The organism is Uliginosibacterium sediminicola, from assembly GCF_039631295.1.
In the GTDB taxonomy this organism is placed as follows: domain Bacteria; phylum Pseudomonadota; class Gammaproteobacteria; order Burkholderiales; family Rhodocyclaceae; genus Viridibacterium; species Viridibacterium sediminicola.
In genome coordinates this window covers 187,050-206,825 of the sequence record NZ_JBDIVE010000009.1, presented here as the reverse complement: position 1 = coordinate 206,825, position 19,776 = coordinate 187,050, and the positions used below count along the sequence as shown (strand labels likewise).

Genomic DNA, 19,776 nt, shown 5'->3' with positions numbered 1-19,776 from the left:
CCGAAGACAGAAACCCAACCAAAGACCAAGCACCCACACCTATCGGTTGTCACATTTTTAAAGAGCTTTACTGCCTTATTCTTTACCGCCAACCGCTGCTGCTTACGCTGCATCTCGTTTAGCGAGGGGCGAATTCTACACGCTATATTCAAGGAGTCAAGCACTTTCGAAATTTATTTCTCAGTACTTAGCAAGAAAATTTCTCTTGCAAAACAACAGCTTGAACAGCCTTTTCTTCGCCCCGCTGCCGTAGCAGCAGAGAAGCGAGATTATGGACAACCACGCACATCTCGTCAAGCCTTCTGTCACAAAAAACCCAAGTTAGTGCAAAAAAACTGTCTCAATTGGTGCGCCGCATGAATGCCCGTGCTTTCAAGCCAGAAATCAGGCGTGCACAAGCTCTTGTAAGATGACAGATCAGCCAAGGAGCAAGATCGTGTCAGAGCTATTCATAGGAATTATGTCGGGGACCAGCCTGGATGGCATCGATGTGGTGCTTGCCGACTTTTCTGCGGCCCCACGCTTGCTCGCCTCGCATTCGATTCCCATGCCGCAGGACTTGGCCGCACAACTACTGGCGCTCAATGCCCCCGGCTTTGATGATTTGCGTCTTGCTCAGGAGGCCTCGGTCGCAGTGACACGCCTGTATGCGGAGGCTACGCAGCAGTTGCTCGACCAATCTGCGCTCACCACCAAGGAGATCCAGGCGATTGGCTGCCACGGCCAGACCGTACGCCATCGCCCGCAGGACGGTTACACCGTGCAGCTGCAACAACCGGCCTTGCTCGCAGAGCTGACCGATATCTGTGTGGCAGCGGACTTCCGCAGCCGCGATATCGCAGCGGGCGGTCAGGGCGCGCCGCTGGTACCCGCCTTCCACCAATGCGTACTCGGCGATGCACAGGAACACCGCGCCGTACTCAACCTGGGCGGCATCGCCAATGTGACGCAGCTCAAACCCGGCGCGCCAGTGATCGGCTTTGATACCGGCCCCGCCAATCTATTGATGGACGCCTGGTGTCAGCAGCACCGCGCACAGCGCTTTGATGCGCACGGCGCATGGGCCCGCAGTGGGCAGGCGGATGAGGCACTGCTGGCACGCTGCCTGAGTCATCCGTTTTTTGCGGCGACACCACCCAAGAGCTGCGGACGCGAGGAATTTTCGCTCGCCTGGCTGACAACCCAGCTAGGCGGCAAGGAAGCGGCGGCGGATGTCCAGGCGACTCTGGCGGAACTGACTGCACTCAGCGCAGCCAGCGCCATCAAGGCCTGGTATGGGGCGCCGGAACGCCTGCTGCTCTGTGGCGGCGGCGCGCGGAATGATTTTCTGCGCGAACGCCTGGCGCAGCACCTGCCTGGCGTGATCGTCGAGCGCAGCGATGCGCTGGGCGTGCCGGGCGACTGGCTGGAGGCGTTCGCCTTTGCCTGGCTGGCCTACCGTCTGTGGCATCGCCTGCCCGGCAACCTGCCGGAAGTCACCGGAGCCGCCGGGCTACGCCTGCTGGGCGCCATCTACCCGGCGTGAAAAAGGCGCCCGCAGGCGCCTTTTTGAGTACAGCTTGATCGAGCGACTCAGACCGAGAAGGACGAACCGCAGCCGCAGGTGGTGGTGGCATTCGGATTGCGAATGACGAACTGCGAGCCTTCGAGGCTGTCGGTGTAATCGATCTCTGCGCCAACCAGGTACTGGTAGCTCATCGCATCGATCAACAGGGTGACGCCGTTCTTGCTCAGCACGGTGTCGTCTTCGTTGGTTTCTTCATCGAAGGTGAAGCCGTACTGGAAGCCGGAGCAGCCGCCGCCCGAGACGAACACGCGCAGCTTGAGCTCGGCATTGCCCTCTTCTTCGATCAACTCTTTGACCTTGTTGGCCGCGTTGTCGGTGAAGACCAGCGGATCAGGCAACTCGGTGACAGCGTTCATGTTGGGCGCTCCTAGAAAACAAAGGGGATGAATTCATTATCGAACCGGCTCATGCAGGCGTCAATGAACTTCATGTGGGGGCAAGATCAGATTTTTCAATGCAAAACGCCTCGCAGAGCGAGGCGTTTGCGGAGTCAAAGCACTCAGGCCTTGCGTGCCACCAGCTTTTCCTTGATACGTGCCGACTTGCCGGAACGATCACGCAGGTAGTACAGCTTGGCACGGCGGACATCACCGCGGCGCTTGACTTCGATGCTGGCAACCAGCGGCGAGTAGCTTTGGAAGGTACGTTCCACGCCTTCGCCGGAAGAGATCTTGCGGACGATGAAGCTGGAGTTCAGGCCGCGGTTGCGCTTGGCAATCACGACACCTTCGTAAGCTTGCAGACGCTCGCGGTTACCTTCCTTCACCTTCACTTGCACGACGACGGTGTCGCCGGGCGAGAATTCGGGAATGGTCTTGCCCAGACGGGCGATTTCTTCTTGCTCAAGTTGCTGAATGATATTTGCCATGTCGCGTAACTCCATTTCATCAATAGTGGTGGCCGAGTGTGTTTACCGGCCTCACATGCAGAGCAGGTCGCCACCTGATACATGCTTTTCTTCTACGCAGCCTTGCGGCTACGTGCCTTGCTCCCGCTTGAAAGCTTCAAGCAGTTGCATTTCTTCGCGGCTCAAGACCCGCCCCTGCAACAGGTCGGGCCGTTTGAGCCAGGTTCGGCCCAGCGACTGTTTGAGCCGCCAGCGCCGGATTTCCGCATGGTTGCCGGACAGCAGAACCGCCGGCACTTCCTGATCCGCAAACACTTCGGGTCGCGTGTAGTGCGGGCAATCGAGCAAGCCCGCCGCGAACGAATCCTCAACCGCCGAATCCGCATCATTGAGCGCCCCGGGCAGCTGGCGGACGATGGCGTCCATCAGCAGCATGGCGGGAAGCTCACCGCCCGATACGACAAAATCCCCGATCGATACTTCCTCATCCACGCAACGGTCGATCAGCCGTTGGTCGACGCCTTCATAGCGCCCGCAGAGCAAGGTCAGCGCGTCTTCCTGCGCCAGCTGCAGCACACGTTCGTGCGTCAGCGGACGGCCTTGCGGCGACAGGTACAGCACCCGCCCCACGCGCCCCTTGTCGGCCAGCTGCGCGGCCTGCGCCGCGTTGATGGCACGCTCCAGCGGCGCCGGCAACATCACCATGCCGGGACCGCCCCCGTAGGGCCGGTCATCGACCGTGCGATGTGCATCTGTCGTGAAGTCACGCAGCTGCCAGCAGTGCAAGGCCCACAACGCGCGCTCATGCGCGCGCCGCGAGATGCCATGCTCGCGCAACGCGGCGAACATCTCGGGAAACAGCGTGATGACATCAAAGCGTGGCTTCACTGCATTCATGAGGCCGTGCCTACCAGTCCGCTTCCCACTCCACGAGAATCTCGCGTGTCTTGAGATTCACATCCTTGATGAACGCAGCCACAAAGGGAATCAAACGCTCGCCCTTGGCCTCTGCCTCACCGTATTCCATCACCAGCACGTCGTGCGCACCGGTTTCCAGCAACTTGCTGACGACGCCCAGATTGACGCCTGCCGTGTTGAGCACCGTCAGGCCGATCAGATCGCCCCAGTAGTACTCATCAAAGCCGGGCCGTGGCAGATCTTCACGCGGCGCTGCGATGAACAAGCCATCGAGCTGCTCGGCCGCGCTGCGGTCTGGCACGCCATCAAAACTGGCCACCAGGCTGCTGCCTTGCTCGCGCAAGCTCAGCAGACGATAGGCTTTCCAGTCAGCTTCATCAGTGGACTCGGGATTACGCCCCAGCCACCAATAAATCATCTTGCCCCAGGACAGCGGATCGTCCCCGAAGGGATGGATCTTGACGCCGCCCCGCACACCGTGCGGTGTGACGATGCGCCCCAGCACAATCATGGCGCGCTCCGCCAGGCGATCAAGCGGCAGCCTTGGCGCCTTGCTTGACGAGACGAGCAACCGTCGGCGACAGCTGAGCGCCTTGTTGTTGCCAGTAAGCCAGACGCTCGGCATTGACCGAGAGGCTGGTCTCAGCACCCGAAGCAACCGGGTTGTAGAAGCCCACGCGCTCGATGAAACGGCCATCACGGCGGTTACGCGAATCGGTGGCAACGATGTTGAAGAAGGGGCGCTTCTTGGCGCCACCACGGGAAAGACGGATTACGACCATGATTGGGTTCCTGTCGCGGAATCGGAAAAACCAAGCATTCTAGGAGAAAGCCGCCAGTAACTCAAGCTAAAGCTGCGAAGAGATGCGCGAGCCCCTGCCCGCTCCGCGCCAAGCGCCGCTCAGAAGCCGCGCCAAGCCTTTACAATAGGCTCGATTGCCAAGCCAACCTCCTTGCGGATTGCCCATGTCAGCTGAAGACTTGCCCGAGCCAGCCCCCGCAGACGACATCATCCAATGGCTGACCGCGCCGATGTCCGGCGATCTGCACGCACAGACAGAGGCCCTGGCGCAGCATCTGGACACCCTGCATGAGCCGGGCATCAGCCGCGCGCAATTTCACCGCTGCATCGAACTCTTCTATAGCCGGGCCCTGCAGTTATCCGGCAATGTCCGCGATGCCCTGCGTGGCGCGCAACTGCCACTCAGCACTGAATGGCAAACGAGCAGCGCCCGCCTGACGGCCAGCCTGCTGCAGATTGCCGAGGGCTTCGGACAGGTACTGGCCGAAGCGGGCCGCACGGCCTTGCGCACACGGGGACGACTCAACGAGACAGCCTCGGCGCGCGCCCTGCGCCTGCTGTTTGAGTACTACATCATCAGCTGCCAAGCCGGGCGAGAGCCCGAGCTCCTGATCTGGCGCAGAGCGCATGAGCTGTACGAGCTGTCCCACTCTGAGAATGACAGTGCCCCTGAGGAGAGCAGTCCGGCGGAAACCTCGCTGTTCAACTACAAGCGCCTGCTGGCGCTGGGCACGCTGGACCCGCACAGCCTGTCGGCCGGCGAACTCGATTGGTCGGCCGAGTTCATCACCCGCACCTGCGGCCTGCTCAATCTGCAGGACACGGCGCCCGAACCGCTCGACAGCACCTGGTACTGGATCGATCTGCTCAAAGGCGCCGAGCCCCAGGCTTGCGCGCGCCGTGCGCCCCCTGAACTGACGCGTCTGCTGTTTTTCTCCAGCCTGCCTCTGGCGCGGCGCGCCTCCGAACTGCTCAGCCGTCATGAGGGTGGGCGCAAGACACCGGAGCTTGAGCGCAGCGAACGCCTGCCCGGCGTACATCCAGCCAGCTTGCTGAGCAATCTGCGCCAGCGCTGGCATGCCGCCCCCAAGCGTGAATATCCGCGCCGTGCGCAAAGCTACCGCATCGAGGCCTGCGTCGGCCTGGCCGGCATCTGGCAACTGCTGCGCCGGGGCAGCGAAGCCGCGCCACTGTCATCCTGGGAGGTGGTCAACGAGAGCCCAGGCGGCTACGCCATCATGCTGGTGCGTGGCGCCGGACCGGGCTTATCCGCCGGCGCTGCCGTCGCCCTGCGTCGCACAGCCGAGGAGGTATGGAGCATTTGCGTGGTGCGCTGGCTGCGCAGCGAGGGGCCAGACCAGATCGAGATGGGTCTGCAGATCGTCTCCCATGGTGCGGCGCCAGTGCAGGTCGGCTTCCGCAATGGCGATGTACGCCGCGCGCCGATGGTCGATGCCCTGGTACTTCCGGTCCTCCCCGTGCTGCGTCAGCATCAGGCCGTGCTGGCCCCGGCCGGTACCTACACATCGCGACGCTTTTCCCTGGTTTCGGATGTAGATCGGCTGTATGTCGCACAAGGGCGACTGCTCAGTCTGGACATGCAAACAGCGAGCATCGAGCTGTTCCAGTTCGAGATCGACCCCTACCCGCTTTAAGCGCGCTCAGGCTTTGGCCTCATCTTCGAGCAGCGAAGCGACCGGCGCATCGAGCGCGCTGCGCAGGCGGGCCAGCGCATGGCGAATGACGCGCTGCTCCTCGATGCCGGCATCCGGCTCGGGCCCGCCTCCCAGCGCCAGCCAGGCCATCACATCACCCAGACTCAGGCTGTGTGCCGAACGACTGAGGGCCCAGTCGCCATCCTCGGTACGCAGCGCCCAGCCGGCCAGCTGCATGTCGTCGAGCATCTGCTCGGCGCCCACCTGGCTTTGCCCGCTGCGCTCGGCCAACAGGCTCAGCGCACTGGCCCGCCCCTGCTGCTGCGCCTCAGCCAGCGCCACGACAAGGCGCAAGGCAGCATGGATGCGGCCGGAAGGCGTCTCCGGCAGCAAGTTGAAGCGCTTCTGGAAGTCAGGCAGGACAGCCGCCACCACCGCACCGGTGAGCACCGCAACCCAGGTGAAATAGAGCCACACCAGAAAGATCGGCACCACCGAAAAGGTGCCGTAGATCAGGGTGAAGTTCGGCAGCTTGGCCAGATACAAGCCGAACAGACGCTGCACCAGCGCCACCCCGATCGCCGCTACGACACCGCCTATCACACTATGGCGCAAGGCCATCGGCCGATTGGGCACCTTGTGGAACAGATAGCTGAACAAGCCGCACAGCAGGACAGCAGGCATCAAGGCATGCACGCTGGAGGCGACCCAGGACGGCTCATCGACCATGCCCAGCGAGCTATTGACCAGCTGCCCGAGGGCGCTGATGCCGGCCGCCAGCAGGAAGGGGCCGATGGTGAGGATCAGCCAGTAAGTCGGCATGCGCACCCACCAGGGCCGCGGCCGACGGATGCCCCAAATGCTGTTGAGCGTCTGGTCGATGGTTTGCAGCAGCATGACCGCCGTCACCAGCAACATGGCCGTGCCGACCAGGGTGAGGTTGGAGGCCTTCTGGCTGAACTGCACGGCATAGGTGGCGATGACTTTGCCGGCGCGGTCGGGCAAGAGATTGTCGAGCAGGAAGCCACGCAAGCCGCTGCCCAGATCTGCAAACTGGCTGAACTTCGACATCAGCATCAGCACAATGGTCAGCAAGGGCACCAGGGACAGCAGCGTCGTGAAGGTCAGGCTGCCCGCCGTCTGTGCAATGCGCGCCTCGGTGGCCTTGGCGCGCATGCGCTGCCACAACTCCCGTGCGTCCTGCAGTAGCGTGTTCGTCGGATCGCGTTGCGGCGATTGCGGCATCTCGGGTCTCCATGAGGCCTCCGCCCTATAATGCGGAGCCATCCAGCCAAAAAAAGAAATCAGAGCATGACGCTCCAGCCCCGCAAGCATAGCCCTGAACCGGACCGTCCCGGCAGCCATACGGCTGGCATACTCGAACTGGCACGCTACACGGCGCTGTTCTGCCTGCTCGCGCTGATCGCCCTGGGCCTTGCCTGGGAGCTCGGTCTGGCACCGCTGCGGCCGGGCGGCTCGTGGCTGGTGCTCAAGGTGCTGCCCCTGCTGGCCGCCCTGCGCGGCATGCTCTACGGGCGGCGTTACACCTTTCAGTGGATGAGTCTGGCGATCTTGCTGTACTTCACCGAAGGCGTGGTGCGTGCGACGAGTGACAAGGGCCTGTCGGCAACGCTCGGCGGCATCGAGACTGCACTGAGCCTGCTGATGTTCGCCACCTGCCTGGCCTTTTCCTGGTACTCAGCGCCGTCACGACAAGGCCGCGACGGGCCGATTCAGACCACACGCAGCGAACCTTAGTCGCGCCAAGACGCGACGCCGAGGTCGCGACTCAGACCGTCTCGCCTTGCGGATCGACGCGCTGCGTGGAGTCGTGCAGGCGGTTAAGGGCATTGATATAGGCCTTGGCCGAAGCGATGATGATGTCGGTATCCGCGCCCTGCCCGTTCACCACGCGATCATTGCGCGCCAGGCGCACGGTCACCTCGCCCTGCGCGTCGGTGCCGGAGGTGATTGCATTGACCGAGTAGAGCAGCAGCTGCGCTTCGCTCTTGGCGATCAGCTCGATGGCCTTGAAGATCGCATCCACCGGGCCCGAACCGTTCGCTTCGGCGCGCTGCTCAACACCGCCAAGCTGCACGGTGATCGCCGCTTGCGGCGTCTCGCCGGTCTCCGAATGCACGCTGGAGGCAATCAGCTTGAAGAACTCCTGCGCCGGCGTCACTTCTTCGTCGGACATCAGGGCATGCAGGTCTTCGTCGAAGATTTCCTGCTTCTTGTCGGCCAGCGCCTTGAAGCGCGCAAAGGCGATATTGAGCTGCTCTTCGGACTCGACCGTGATGCCGATATCCTGCAGGCGCGAACGGAAGGCGTTGCGGCCGGAGAGCTTGCCCAGCGTCAGGCGATTGGCGCTCCAGCCCACATCTTCAGCACGCATGATTTCGTAGGTTTCGCGGTGCTTGAGCACGCCATCCTGGTGGATGCCGGACTCATGCGCAAAGGCATTGGCACCGACCACCGACTTGTTCGGCTGCACCGGATAGCCGGTGATCTGCGAGACCAGCTTGGAAGCCGGCACGATCTGCGTGGTATCGATACGCGTGGTCACCGGGAAGAAGTCGCCACGCGTGCGCACGGCCATCACCACTTCTTCCATCGCCGCATTGCCGGCGCGCTCACCCAGACCATTGATCGTGCATTCGACCTGACGCGCACCAGCCACCACGGCCGCCAGGGAATTGGCCACGGCCAGACCCAGGTCGTTGTGGCAATGCACCGACCACACCACCTGGTCGCTATTGGGCACGCGCTCGATCAGGCTGCGGATCAGGGCCGCATACTGGTCGGGCATGTTGTAGCCGACGGTGTCCGGCACATTGATGGTCTTGGCGCCGGCCTTGATGACCTGCTCGAAAATGCGGCACAGGAAATCGATCTCGGAACGGCCAGCGTCCTCGGCCGAGAACTCGACATTGTCGGTGTACTCGCGCGCCCAGCCGATGGCCTTGACTGCCTGCTCGACGACCTGATCGGGCGTCATGCGCAGCTTCTTCTCCATGTGGATCGGGCTGGTGGCGATGAAGGTGTGGATGCGGCCAGAGTTCGCCGGTTTGATGGCCTCGCCGGCACGGCGGATATCGTTCTCGTTGGCGCGCGCCAGCGAGCAGACGGTGGAGTCCTTCACCGCTTCGGCCACCGCACGAATCGACTCGAAATCGCCATTCGACGCCGCAGCAAAACCCGCTTCGATCACATCGACGCGCATTTTTTCCAGCTGGCGTGCGATGCGCACTTTCTCTTCACGCGTCATGGCGGCGCCGGGGCTTTGCTCACCGTCGCGCAGCGTGGTATCGAATATGACGAGTTGGTCTTTCATGGCAGAACTCCAGTCAGCTTCAGGCCGAGGGCTGGCGCGGCCCGCGCTTGCGCACGCGCCGCAAGGCCGCCATCACGTACCCCGAGAGCGCGTAGCAGACGAATACACCGAACAGCACGCCCGGCGGATAAGAAGAGACCAGCAGCAGGATGATCACCAGCACGATGGCTGCCGCAAAGGGCACGCTCTTGCGCAGGTTGAAGTCCTTGCCACTGTAGAAGAACACATTGGTCACCATGCTGATACCGGCAAACGCGGTGATCGCACAGGCCAGATAAGGCATCGACAGGCCGAGGAAATCTGCCTGGCCCGCAATGTTGTTGTCGATCATCACCCACACGAAGCCGGTCACCAGCGCCGCTGCAGCCGGGCTGGGCAAGCCCTGGAAGAAGCGCTTGTCGACAACATCAATATTGGTGTTGAAACGCGCCAGGCGCAGTGCTGCGCAGACGCAGTAGATGAATGCGGCGATCCAGCCCAGCTTGCCTAGATCGCGCATCGCCCACTCGTAGATCACCAGCGAGGGCGCTGCGCCGAAGGACACCATGTCGGAGAGCGAGTCGTACTCGGCACCGAATGCACTCTGGGTATTGGTCAGGCGCGCGACACGACCGTCGAGCGCATCAAGAATCATGGCGATGAACACGGCCACGCAGGCATGTTCAAAGCGCCCGTTCATGGCCTGCACGATGGCGTAGAAACCGCCGAACAGTGCTGCCGTGGTGAACAGGTTGGGCAGGATGTAAATGCCGCGACGACGACTTTCGGGACGACCCGCAACCACTTCATCGTTCGACACTGCACGTCTCCTTTTTTACTGCCATCAAAACCTCATCGGCTGCCGACCAGGCGGCCGGCAGCGATGAGCTTGCTAGGTCTTAGTTCTTCGACTGGTCGACCAGCTTGTTCTTGGAAATCCAAGGCATCATCGAACGCAGTGTGCCGCCGACCGTTTCGATCGGATGCACGGCGTTGAGGCGACGACGCGCCGTCATCGACGGGTAGTTGGTCTTGCCTTCCTGGATGAACATCTTGGCGTATTCACCGGTCTGGATGCGCTTCAAAGCATTGCGCATGGCTTCGCGGGACTGGGCGTTGATGACTTCCGGGCCGGTCACGTACTCGCCGTATTCGGCGTTGTTGGAGATCGAGTAGTTCATGTTGGCGATACCGCCTTCGTACATGAGGTCAACGATCAGCTTGAGTTCGTGCAGGCACTCGAAGTAGGCCATTTCCGGCGCGTAGCCGGCTTCGACCAGGGTCTCGAAGCCCATCTTCACGAGTTCGACAGCGCCACCACACAGCACGGCTTGTTCGCCGAACAGGTCGGTTTCGGTCTCTTCACGGAAGTCGGTCTCGATCACACCACCCTTGGTGCCGCCATTGGCAGCAGCGTAGGACAGGGCGATGTCCTTGGCCTTGCCGGACTTGTCCTGGTAGATCGCGATCAGGGACGGCACGCCGCCACCCTTGAGGTATTCGGAACGCACGGTGTGGCCCGGGCCCTTCGGCGCGATCATGATCACGTCGAGGTCAGCGCGCGGCACGACCTGGTTGTAGTGCACGTTGAAGCCGTGGGCGAAGGCCAGGGTGGCGCCTTGCTTGATGTTGGGCTCGACGTTGTTCTTGTAGACGTCGGGGATGTTCTCGTCCGGCAGCAGGATCATGACGAGGTCAGCCGCCTTGACGGCTTCATTGACTTCCAGAACCTTGATGCCAGCGGCTTCGACCTTGCTCCACGAAGCACCGCCCTTGCGCAGGCCAACGACCACGTTGACGCCCGAATCGCGCAGGTTTTGTGCGTGTGCATGGCCTTGCGAGCCGTAACCGATGATGGCGACCTGCTTGCCCTTGATCAGGGAGAGGTCGGCGTCCTTGTCGTAATAGACTTTCATGGTTTTCCTTTGTAGAAGATGAGAGTCGAGAGTCGGGAGTTGAGAGTCGGAGATCAACAACAGCGTCGATACTGCGCCACTCACAACGCCCTACGCCCCACTCACTAGACTTTAAGAATGCGGTCGCCGCGCCCGATCCCGGTGGCGCCGGAGCGCACGGTTTCGAGAATCAGGCCTTGGTCGATCGCGTTGATGAATGAATCGAGCTTGTCTTGCGTACCGGTGAGCTCGACAACATAACTGGACTCGGTGACATCGACGATACGGCCACGGAAGATGTCGGCCAGGCGCTTGAGTTCATCGCGATCCTTGGCCACCGCACGCAGCTTGATGAGCATGAGCTCGCGCTCGATGTGCGGTGCTTCGGACAGATCCACCACCTTGACCACTTCGATCAGCTTGTTGAGCTGCTTGGTGATCTGTTCAATGACTTCATCGGAGCCGGATGTCACGATGGTCATGCGTGACAGCGAGGGATCTTCCGTCGGCGCCACGGTGAGGGATTCGATATTGTAACCACGTGCCGAGAACAGGCCGGCTACGCGCGAGAGCGCGCCAGCTTCGTTTTCGAGCAAGAGGGAAATGACATGTCGCATGGTGTGTTGTCTCTTACAGGTCTTCAGCCAGGATCATCTCGGTCAGGCCCTTGCCGCCTTGAACCATCGGGAAGACATTCGCGGTCGGATCGACCTGGAAGTCGATGAACACCAGCTCGTTCTTGTGCTTGACGAAGGCATCGCGCAGTGCGCCCTCGACATCCGCCGGCTTGGTCACCTGGATGCCGATATGGCCGTAGGCGGCTGCCAGCTTGGCAAAATCGGGCAGGGAATCCATGTAGGACTCCGAGTAGCGGTTGCCATGGAAGAACTCCTGCCACTGCCGCACCATGCCGAGGTAGCGGTTATTCAGCGAGATGATCTTCAGCGGAATGCGGTACTGCTTGCAGGTGGACAGTTCCTGGATGCACATCTGGATCGAGCCTTCGCCGGTGATCACGGCGACCGGTTTGTCCGGATTGGCCAGCTGGATCCCCATCGCGGCGGGCAGGCCGAAGCCCATCGTGCCCAGACCGCCGGAGGTCACCCAGCGGCGCGGCTTGTCGAAGCCATAGTATTGCGCCGCCCACATCTGGTGCTGGCCGACGTCGGTGGCCACGAAGGCATCGCCGCCGGTGATTTCCCAGAGTTTCTGCACGACGAACTGCGGCTTGATGACTTCATCGGAGTTCTTGAACTCCATGCTCTTCTTGTCACGCCACTCGCCGATCTGGCGCCACCAGGCTTCGGTATTGCCGGGATTGAGCTTTTCAGCGTCAATCAGGCGAGCCAGCTCTTCGAGCACTTCCTTGACGTCGCCAACGATGGGCACATCGACCTTGACGCGCTTGGAGATCGACGAGGGGTCGATATCAACGTGAATGATCTTGCGCGCTTCCGCCTGGAAGTGCGCGGTATTGCCGATCACGCGGTCATCAAAACGCGCACCGACCGCCAGCAGCACATCACAGTGATGCATCGCCATATTGGCTTCGTAGGTGCCGTGCATGCCGAGCATGCCGACAAACTGCTTGTCCGAGGCTGGGTAAGCGCCGAGGCCCATCAGCGTATTGGTCACCGGAAAACCCAGAGCACGCGCCAGACGGGTCAGCTGCTCGGAGGCATTGGAGAGCACCACGCCACCGCCGGAATAGATCATCGGCCGCTTGGCTTCCAGCAGCAGCTGCGCCGCCTTCTTGATCTGGCCGTGATGGCCCTTGACCGTCGGGTTGTAAGAACGCAGCGAAACGGTCTCGGGATAGACGAACTCCGCCGTCTGCGCCGAAACATCCTTGGGAATGTCGACCAGCACCGGGCCGGGACGGCCAGTACGTGCGATGTAGAACGCCTTCTTGATCGTGTCGGCGATGTCCTTGGCGTCCTTGACGAGGAAGTTGTGCTTCACACAGGGACGCGTGATGCCCACTGTGTCGACTTCCTGGAAGGCGTCCAGACCAATGGCCGCAGTCGGCACCTGGCCGCTGATGATCACCAGCGGGATCGAATCCATGTAAGCCGTGGCAATGCCGGTCACCGCATTGGTCGCGCCGGGACCGGAGGTCACCAGCGCCACGCCGACGCGCTCGGTCGAACGCGAATAACCGTCCGCCGCGTGCACGGCAGCCTGCTCATGACGGACCAGTACGTGACGTACTTTGTCCTGCTTGAACAATTCGTCGTAAATGAAGAGGACTGCGCCGCCAGGATAGCCGAATACGTAATCGACCTTTTCTTCCTGAAGACACCTCACTACAATCTCGGCACCCGTCAGAACCATTGCCATTGAATTTCCGCCGTTCTCACGCTTAGATATACAGGTTTCAGGCAAGCCGGGGCTTCACAGAACTGCCGCACACGCATGTTTGCCAAGGCAAACCAAGGTGTAGCCGAAGCGACCCGACTCAAAAGAACCCGCTAAGTTACCGGCCGCGGCAGCTTTGGTCAAGGCGCAAGCGTTCGTTGCACGGCCGCAATCCATCTGGAACAAAGGTAAAACCCTGTCTTCCCGCGCTGAACTGTCGGACTTTCTGGCCTCGGTCGAACGACGCGCCTTCAAGCAAGCTCAGTACGCGGTGCGTGACGAGCAGGCGGCGCTGGACATCGTGCAAGAGTCGATGATGCGACTGGCTGACAAATACAGCCAGCGTCCGGTGACCGAATACCCGATGCTGTTCCAGCGCATCCTGCAGAACGCCATCCGTGATCACGGCCGCCGCCACAAGGTGCGCAGCACCTGGGTCAGCCTGTTCTCAGCCTTTTCCCGCGAGGAGGATGAAGAAGACTTTGACATACTTGAAACTCTTGAGAGCGCCGACGACTCCAAGCACACGGATACACCCCACGGCCAGTACCAGCAGAACGAAACCCTGGCCCAGATCGAGCGCGAAATAGAAAAACTGCCGGCACGTCAACGCGAAGCCTTCCTCATGCGTTACTGGGAGGAAATGGACATCGCCGAGACAGCTGCCGCGATGGGATGCTCGGAGGGCAGTGTGAAGACACACTGCTCCCGGGCTGTTCACACGCTGTCTGCCGCATTACGCAGTAAAGGGATCGTGCTATGAGCACCTACTTTGAACCAGACAATCAGGAAGAACTGCTGTTTGCGCACAAGCTGCGCAACAAGCTCAATGCAGCCTCGGCCACGCTGGACAAAGACACGGCCGAGCGCCTCTTTGCCGCCCGTCAGGCCGCCTTGGCACGTCATACGAACACGGCTGGCGTGTTATCGCTGGCAGGCTTTGGTCGCAACGCGATGAATTTCGGTGCCGATTACCTGCGCCCGATGCTGGCTGCGCTGGCGCTGCTGGCCTTCATTTTCTGCGGCGACTACTTCGGCTCGATCGAGCACATCTCGGAGCTCGAAGAAGTCGACAGCGGCCTGCTCGCTGACGACCTGCCCATCAACGCCTACTTGGACCGCGGCTTCGATACATGGCTCAGTTCCTCCGCGCAGCGCTGATCGGCCTCGTCCTGCTGTTTAGTGCAGCAGGCTGGGCAGCGACCGGCGCCACGGTTACCACAGCACCCGACTGGGCGGCGCTAACGCCAGCGCAGCGTGAATTGCTCAAGCCCCTGCAGGCGGAATGGAACAGCTTCTCGCAACTGCGCCGCCTCAAATGGATCGGCATTGCCGACCGCTACCCGCGGATGAGCCCGCCCGAGCAGAACAATGTGCGTGAGCGCATGGCTGACTGGTCCAAGCTCACCCCGGAACAACGCGAAAAAGCCCGCGAGCAATACAAGAAACTGCGCAGCACCTCGCCCGCAGAACGCCAGCTGCTGGAACAGAAATGGCGTGAGTACGAGGCCCTGCCCGAAGAGCAGAAGCGCGCCCTCAAGGCCGCGCCCAAGCCGACGCCGAAAGTCCCTGCCGCCGGCAGCGCCCCGCTCGCGGGTAAGCAGACACCCAAGCCGCTGGCCGTCGCACCGCATATCGTCAAGCCTTCGCGCAAGCCGGCCAAGGCGCCGGACGCCGCCAGCGCGCCCAAATGAACGCCCCTGCCGGCACACTTCCGGCAGGCACCCTGCCTGCCGTCGAACTGGCGTCGCTACGGCGCCGCCTGGCCTGCATGCTCTATGAAAGTCTGCCGAGTTTCGGCGTCGGCGCGGTGTTCTGGTTCGCGCCGCTGGTCGCCCTGCATGGCCTGGGGATCAATGTCTCCGGCAGCATCGAATGGCTGCTGCTGTTCAGCGTGATGGGCGCCTACTTCGTCTTTGTCTGGTACAAGCTGGGTCAGAGTCTAGCCATGCAGACCTGGCGCCTGCAGCTGGTCGATGCGCGCACGGGGCGCCCGCCCAGCCTGCAGCAATGCCTCATCCGCTACGTAATGGCCTGGCCCTCGCTGCTGCTGATCGTCAGCGGTGTCGGCATTCTGTGGGCCGCTTTTGTTGATCGCGAACGCCAGTTCCTGCACGACCGGGCGGCCGGCACCTGCGTGATTTTTGATCCACCACGCAGCACCCCCCGCTGAACATGCTGATCCGCCCTTTTGCGCTGCCCGACGAGGCGGCGGTGATTGCGCTGTGGCAGGCCTGCGGCCTGCTGCGGCCCTGGAATGATCCGCACAAGGACATCCAGCGCAAGCTCACGGTACAGCCGGAGCTGTTCCTGGTCGGCCTCATCGATGAACAGATCGTCGCCTCGGCGATGGCCGGCTTTGACGGGCATCGCGGCTGGGTCAATTACCTGGCGGTTGATCCGGCGCGGCAGCAACAGTCTCTGGGCCGCCAGCTGATGGACGAAATCGAGCGGCAATTGACCGCCATGGGCTGCCCCAAGCTCAATCTGCAAGTACGCAGCAGCAATACCCAGGTGCTCGCCTTCTACCGCAAGCTCGGCTACCTGCCGGACGAGGCGATCAGCTTGGGCAAACGCCTGATCGCTGACTGAGCGCCCGGCATCAGCCTAGCGTCGTTCCACCCAGCGCAACATAATCAGCGCTGCCAGCAGGAACATCATGCTGGGCGCTGCTGCCGTCGGAATGGGCGGCCAGCCATTGATGACACCCAGATTGGACGACAAGCCATTGAGCAGGTAGAAACCCATGCCGAGGAAAACACCGAGCATCACCCGCGCATTGACGCTGCCCGAACGCTGACTGCCCAGACACAGCGGCAAGGCCAGGCCCAGCATGACCAGGGCGGTGAAGGGGTAGATCAGCTTCTTCCAGAAGGCCAGACCATAGCGTCCGGTACGCTGGCGGTTGTCTTCGAGATGCCTGACGTATTCGTAGAGACTGCTGATCGCCATGCGCTCGGGCGCCACCATCATCAGGCTGAGCATGTCCGGCGTCAGTTCGGAATCCCAGGGCATGCTGGCAAAACGCTGCACCTCGGTGCGATCCGCCTCAAAATGCGTCTGCACCACATTGAACAAGGTCCAGCCCTGGCCACGCTTGTATTCGCCACGCTCGGCCTGACTGGATGAGCGAAGACGGTAAGCATCATCCAGCTCGAAAATCCGCACACCTTCGATGGCCGCGTCCGGCTGAGCTTTGCGTACATTGACGAAGCTGTGTTTGTCACGCAACCACACACCGGTGCGCAGATCGGCCGGCACGCTGGCATTGGTGCTACGCAGGCGCCACTTTTGCGCCACCCGCTCCAGCGGCGGTGCGACATATTCGCCGAGCACAAAGGTCACCACAACGAACAACAACCCCACGCGCATCAGACTACCCAGCATGCGCATCGTCGACACACCGGCCGCGCGCATCACCGTCAGTTCGGAATGCCGCGCCAGCTGGGTCAGCGCGTAGAGGCCGCCGATCAGCACGGCAATCGGCATGATCTCGTAGGCACGGCTGGGAATGGTCAGCAGCACATAGATCAAGGCATGCTTGAGCTGGTAGGAGCTGCGACCCACCTGATCAAGCTCGCCGAGAAAATCGAAAAATGCGAACAGCGCCACAAAGGACAGCAAGACCAGCAAGCTGGCCAGCACGATCTCTCGACGCAGGTAACGACTGAGGGTTTTCAAGACATCACTTTCTGATCAGCATTCACGCGGCACAACCTATTTGCGCCGCACACAGGGCGCCAGACGCAGGAAGAACATCAGCAGCAAGAGCAGCAGCATCACGCCGTGCACACCCCAGGTTCCCTCGTTGGGACCGAGCTTGCCTTGCGTCACCCAGGCTTGCGCGACGCCCAGCAGATTGAAGTAGACGGTGAAAATCAGCACCGCGAAGATCAGGTTATTGGTCCGCCCGGCACGCGGATTGGCAAACGACAAGGGAATCGCCAGCAGCGCCAGGAGAATGGTCGCCACCGGCAGACCAATGCGCCGCACCAGCTCACCACGGCTGGCCTTGTTGTCGCTGGCGAACAGCTCGATGGTTGGCGCCACCGCCGGCGTGTGTTCGACGGCACTCATCTCCTTGGGTTCAATCCGCAGCAAATAGCGCTCAAATTGCAGCACGCGGTAGTCCGCCTGGCCCGGCTCGCCCTCGTAGCGGCGGCCGTTCTGCAGCACGACAAAGCGCTCGCCATCGGGCAAGGTGCGTATCGTGCCTTCTGCCGCCACGGTGATGTTCTGCTTGCCGTTCTGCACGGCACTGATGAACACATTGCGCACGCGGCCGGCCTTCTCGTCGAGGGTCTCGACGAAAAACACCCGGCGCGAATCGACCGATTCACGGAATACGCCCGGCGCCACGCGCGTCACTTCGTCACGCGTATCGAGGCGCTTGCGATACTCGGCCGCTTTTTGCTGCGCCCAGGGCGAAAGGAAGAAGGACAGGCCGGCGACCACCGCCGCCACCGGCAGCACGAAACGCAGGGTCGGCCAGATCCAGGCGGTCAGCGGCACGCCCGAGGCGAACCAGACCGCCATTTCGGAATCGCGATAGCTGCGCCCCATCGACATCAGCACCGCGACGAAGCTCGCCAGCGCCAGCACGATGGGCAGGTGGTTGAGCGTCGAGAAACCGATCAGCGCCAGCAGCGCATCGGCCGGCACGCGCCCGCCAGCGGCTTGCGCGAGCAAGCGGATCAGCACCACGGTCATCAGGATGAACAGCAGGGCCACGGAAATGGCACCGGCGGTGGAGGCGAACTCGCGCATCGCTGCGCGGCGGAAGATGCTCATGGAGGCAGGTCAGAGGACTCTGGTTTTGACTGCGCTGGAAGCCTGCGGACATAATGCTGTCAAACTGCATCCTCGCAAACGCCAGCGTCGGTTCTTAATTGGAAAAGCTCATGGAATTTAGCATAAAAGCCAGCACCCCCGAAAAACTCAAGACAGCCTGCCTGGTCTTGCCCTGCTTTGCCGACAAAGCCTTCGGTGCCCAGGCTCAAGCCGTCGATACCGCCAGTGGCGGCGAACTGGCCCGTCTGGCCAAGCGCGACCTCGAACACAAGGTCGGCAGTCTGCTGCTATTGCCGGTGCTCAAGGGCGTCGCCGCCGAGCGCGTGCTGCTGGTCAGCCTGGGCAAGCAGGCCGATTACTCGGACAAGGCTGCGCGCGCAGCGTTCAGCAGCGTCGGGCGCTGGCTGTCGAACGCCCATGCGGCGGATGCGGCGGTGGCGATCACCGACGCGATCCCGCCGGAGAGCGATCTGCCCGCCACCCTGCGCAATGCGGCATGGCTGATCGGCGATGCCGATTACCGATTCGACGTGCCGCGCGCCAAGCCCGAGCCGCGCAAGAGCGGCGTCCGCAAGCTTGAATTCCTGCTTGTCGGACGCAGCGACAATGCCGCCAAGGCTGCCGTGGCCGAAGGCGCGGCGATTGCCGAAGGCATCGCCCTGACGCGCACCCTGGGCAATCTGCCGGCCAATGTGTGCACGCCCAGCTATCTTGCCGAGACGGCCAAGAAGCTGGGCCGCCAGTACAAGTTCAAGGTCACCGTGTTCGACCGCGCCGGCATCGAGAAGCTCGGCATGGGCTCCTTCCTGTCCGTCGCCAAGGGCGCCACCGAGCCGCCGCGCTTCATCGTCATCGAATACAACGGCGCGCCGGCCAGTGCAGCCAAGTCGCGCAGCAAGGCCGCCGCCGCACCGATCGTGCTGGTCGGCAAGGGCGTTACCTTCGACACTGGCGGCATCTCGCTCAAGCCCGGCCTGGGCATGGACGAGATGAAGTACGACATGTGCGGCGCCGGCACCGTGCTCGGTACGCTCAAGGCGATTGCGCAGATCGGCCTGCCGCTCAACCTGGTGGGCATCATCCCGGCCACCGAGAACATGCCGGCTGGCAATGCCACGCGCCCCGGTGACGTGGTGCGCTCGATGTCCGGCCAGACCATCGAAATCCTCAATACCGACGCGGAAGGCCGCCTGATCCTCTGCGATGCGCTGACCTACGCCGAGCGCTTCAAGCCCGACACGGTGATCGACATCGCCACCCTCACCGGCGCCTGCATCACCGCCCTGGGCCACCAAACTTCGGGCCTGATGAGCAACGACGATGCCCTGGCCCGCGAACTGCTGGAGGTCGGCACCACCTGTGGCGACCGCGCCTGGCAGCTGCCCTTGTTCGACGAGTACCAGGATCAGCTCAAGAGCAACTTCGCCGACATCGCCAACATCGGTGGCCCACCGGCCGGCACCATCACTGCCGCCTGCTTCCTGTCGCGCTTCACCAAGGCCTACAAGTGGGCGCACCTGGACATCGCTGGCACGGCCTGGCGCTCCGGTGCGGAAAAAGGCGCAACCGGTCGCCCGGTGCCGCTGCTGACGCATTTCCTGATCGCCCGCGCCAAGGCCTGAGCGGCACG

Annotated in this window: 23 protein-coding genes; 10 read left to right on the top strand and 13 right to left on the bottom strand. The window is 62.1% G+C overall.

Annotated features, from left to right (window positions below; genetic code table 11):
• On the top strand, positions 1-360 hold a 360-nt coding region (locus ABDB84_RS15980), incomplete at its 5' end, for a hypothetical protein (RefSeq protein ID WP_345920753.1).
• Between the two features lie 49 nt (positions 361-409).
• Positions 410-1,525, top strand: a complete 1,116-nt coding sequence (locus ABDB84_RS15975) for an anhydro-N-acetylmuramic acid kinase (RefSeq protein ID WP_345920752.1) — start codon at positions 410-412, stop codon at positions 1,523-1,525.
• A gap of 47 nt (positions 1,526-1,572) precedes the next feature.
• Here the strand turns inward: ABDB84_RS15975 and erpA are convergent, their stop codons facing one another.
• The 5 genes from erpA to rpsP all read right to left on the bottom strand — a co-directional run bounded on the left by erpA (position 1,573) and on the right by rpsP (position 4,114).
• Complete coding sequence (erpA, locus tag ABDB84_RS15970) at positions 1,573-1,923, bottom strand: iron-sulfur cluster insertion protein ErpA (protein WP_345920751.1); 351 nt, start codon at positions 1,921-1,923, stop codon at positions 1,573-1,575.
• A 143-nt stretch (positions 1,924-2,066) separates the two neighbouring features.
• Positions 2,067-2,435, bottom strand: a complete 369-nt coding sequence (rplS, locus tag ABDB84_RS15965; RefSeq protein ID WP_345920750.1) for a 50S ribosomal protein L19 — start codon at positions 2,433-2,435, stop codon at positions 2,067-2,069.
• A gap of 108 nt (positions 2,436-2,543) precedes the next feature.
• Positions 2,544-3,311 carry a tRNA (guanosine(37)-N1)-methyltransferase TrmD gene (trmD, locus tag ABDB84_RS15960; protein WP_345920749.1) on the bottom strand — a complete coding sequence of 256 codons (768 nt, stop codon included), beginning with the start codon at positions 3,309-3,311 and terminating at the stop codon, positions 2,544-2,546.
• Positions 3,312-3,321: 10 nt separating this feature from the next.
• Positions 3,322-3,843 (bottom strand): ribosome maturation factor RimM, encoded by a 522-nt coding sequence (gene rimM / locus ABDB84_RS15955; protein ID WP_345920748.1) that lies wholly within the window; start codon positions 3,841-3,843, stop codon positions 3,322-3,324.
• Positions 3,844-3,862: 19 nt separating this feature from the next.
• Positions 3,863-4,114 carry a 30S ribosomal protein S16 gene (gene rpsP, locus ABDB84_RS15950; protein WP_345920747.1) on the bottom strand — a complete coding sequence of 84 codons (252 nt, stop codon included), beginning with the start codon at positions 4,112-4,114 and terminating at the stop codon, positions 3,863-3,865.
• Between the two features lie 184 nt (positions 4,115-4,298).
• On the opposite strand from rpsP, the gene ABDB84_RS15945 reads away from it, so the two are divergent.
• Positions 4,299-5,789: a hypothetical protein gene (locus ABDB84_RS15945; protein WP_345920746.1), complete on the top strand. Its 1,491-nt coding sequence runs from the start codon at positions 4,299-4,301 to the stop codon at positions 5,787-5,789.
• A gap of 6 nt (positions 5,790-5,795) precedes the next feature.
• Here the strand turns inward: ABDB84_RS15945 and ABDB84_RS15940 are convergent, their stop codons facing one another.
• Positions 5,796-7,034 (bottom strand): YihY family inner membrane protein, encoded by a 1,239-nt coding sequence (locus tag ABDB84_RS15940; protein ID WP_345920745.1) that lies wholly within the window; start codon positions 7,032-7,034, stop codon positions 5,796-5,798.
• 66 nt (positions 7,035-7,100) lie between these two features.
• Here ABDB84_RS15940 and ABDB84_RS15935 point away from each other — a divergent pair, with 66 nt between their 5' ends.
• The gene (locus tag ABDB84_RS15935; RefSeq protein WP_345920744.1) at positions 7,101-7,547 is read left to right on the top strand and encodes a DUF2069 domain-containing protein; all 447 of its coding nucleotides are present in this window, start codon (positions 7,101-7,103) and stop codon (positions 7,545-7,547) included.
• 31 nt (positions 7,548-7,578) lie between these two features.
• Here the strand turns inward: ABDB84_RS15935 and ABDB84_RS15930 are convergent, their stop codons facing one another.
• The 5 genes from ABDB84_RS15930 to ilvB form a co-directional block, all read right to left on the bottom strand.
• Positions 7,579-9,123 (bottom strand): 2-isopropylmalate synthase, encoded by a 1,545-nt coding sequence (locus tag ABDB84_RS15930; protein WP_345920743.1) that lies wholly within the window; start codon positions 9,121-9,123, stop codon positions 7,579-7,581.
• 19 nt (positions 9,124-9,142) lie between these two features.
• Positions 9,143-9,922 (bottom strand): CDP-diacylglycerol--serine O-phosphatidyltransferase, encoded by a 780-nt coding sequence (gene pssA, locus ABDB84_RS15925; RefSeq protein ID WP_345920742.1) that lies wholly within the window; start codon positions 9,920-9,922, stop codon positions 9,143-9,145.
• Positions 9,923-10,001: 79 nt separating this feature from the next.
• Positions 10,002-11,018 (bottom strand): ketol-acid reductoisomerase, encoded by a 1,017-nt coding sequence (gene ilvC / locus ABDB84_RS15920; protein WP_345920741.1) that lies wholly within the window; start codon positions 11,016-11,018, stop codon positions 10,002-10,004.
• Between the two features lie 104 nt (positions 11,019-11,122).
• Positions 11,123-11,614 carry an acetolactate synthase small subunit gene (gene ilvN, locus ABDB84_RS15915; RefSeq protein WP_345920740.1) on the bottom strand — a complete coding sequence of 164 codons (492 nt, stop codon included), beginning with the start codon at positions 11,612-11,614 and terminating at the stop codon, positions 11,123-11,125.
• Between the two features lie 13 nt (positions 11,615-11,627).
• On the bottom strand, positions 11,628-13,331 hold the full coding sequence (gene ilvB / locus ABDB84_RS15910; protein WP_345920756.1) for a biosynthetic-type acetolactate synthase large subunit: 1,704 nt from the start codon (positions 13,329-13,331) through the stop codon (positions 11,628-11,630).
• A 160-nt stretch (positions 13,332-13,491) separates the two neighbouring features.
• Here ilvB and ABDB84_RS15905 point away from each other — a divergent pair, with 160 nt between their 5' ends.
• The 5 genes from ABDB84_RS15905 to ABDB84_RS15885 are packed head-to-tail and all read left to right on the top strand — an operon-like array spanning position 13,492 to position 15,947.
• The gene (locus ABDB84_RS15905; RefSeq protein WP_345920739.1) at positions 13,492-14,118 is read left to right on the top strand and encodes an RNA polymerase sigma factor; all 627 of its coding nucleotides are present in this window, start codon (positions 13,492-13,494) and stop codon (positions 14,116-14,118) included.
• Complete coding sequence (locus ABDB84_RS15900; RefSeq protein WP_345920738.1) at positions 14,115-14,516, top strand: DUF3619 family protein; 402 nt, start codon at positions 14,115-14,117, stop codon at positions 14,514-14,516. The genes ABDB84_RS15905 and ABDB84_RS15900 overlap by 4 nt, the downstream gene beginning before the upstream one ends.
• Positions 14,489-15,049, top strand: a complete 561-nt coding sequence (locus ABDB84_RS15895) for a DUF3106 domain-containing protein (RefSeq protein WP_345920737.1) — start codon at positions 14,489-14,491, stop codon at positions 15,047-15,049. Before ABDB84_RS15900 ends, ABDB84_RS15895 begins: the two co-directional genes overlap by 28 nt.
• A complete protein-coding gene (locus ABDB84_RS15890) occupies positions 15,046-15,528 on the top strand; it encodes an RDD family protein (RefSeq protein WP_345920736.1) in 483 nt (160 codons plus the stop codon). The genes ABDB84_RS15895 and ABDB84_RS15890 overlap by 4 nt, the downstream gene beginning before the upstream one ends.
• Positions 15,529-15,530: 2 nt before the next feature.
• Positions 15,531-15,947, top strand: a complete 417-nt coding sequence (locus ABDB84_RS15885; RefSeq protein ID WP_345920735.1) for a GNAT family acetyltransferase — start codon at positions 15,531-15,533, stop codon at positions 15,945-15,947.
• Between the two features lie 15 nt (positions 15,948-15,962).
• Here ABDB84_RS15885 and lptG read toward each other — a convergent pair whose 3' ends face one another.
• Positions 15,963-17,036 carry an LPS export ABC transporter permease LptG gene (gene lptG / locus ABDB84_RS15880; RefSeq protein ID WP_345920734.1) on the bottom strand — a complete coding sequence of 358 codons (1,074 nt, stop codon included), beginning with the start codon at positions 17,034-17,036 and terminating at the stop codon, positions 15,963-15,965.
• A 36-nt stretch (positions 17,037-17,072) separates the two neighbouring features.
• Positions 17,073-18,146, bottom strand: coding sequence for an LPS export ABC transporter permease LptF (gene lptF, locus ABDB84_RS15875; RefSeq protein ID WP_345920733.1), 1,074 nt, complete (start codon positions 18,144-18,146; stop codon positions 17,073-17,075).
• A gap of 110 nt (positions 18,147-18,256) precedes the next feature.
• Here lptF and ABDB84_RS15870 point away from each other — a divergent pair, with 110 nt between their 5' ends.
• On the top strand, positions 18,257-19,768 hold the full coding sequence (locus ABDB84_RS15870; protein WP_345920732.1) for a leucyl aminopeptidase: 1,512 nt from the start codon (positions 18,257-18,259) through the stop codon (positions 19,766-19,768).
• Positions 19,769-19,776: the final 8 nt, after the last annotated feature.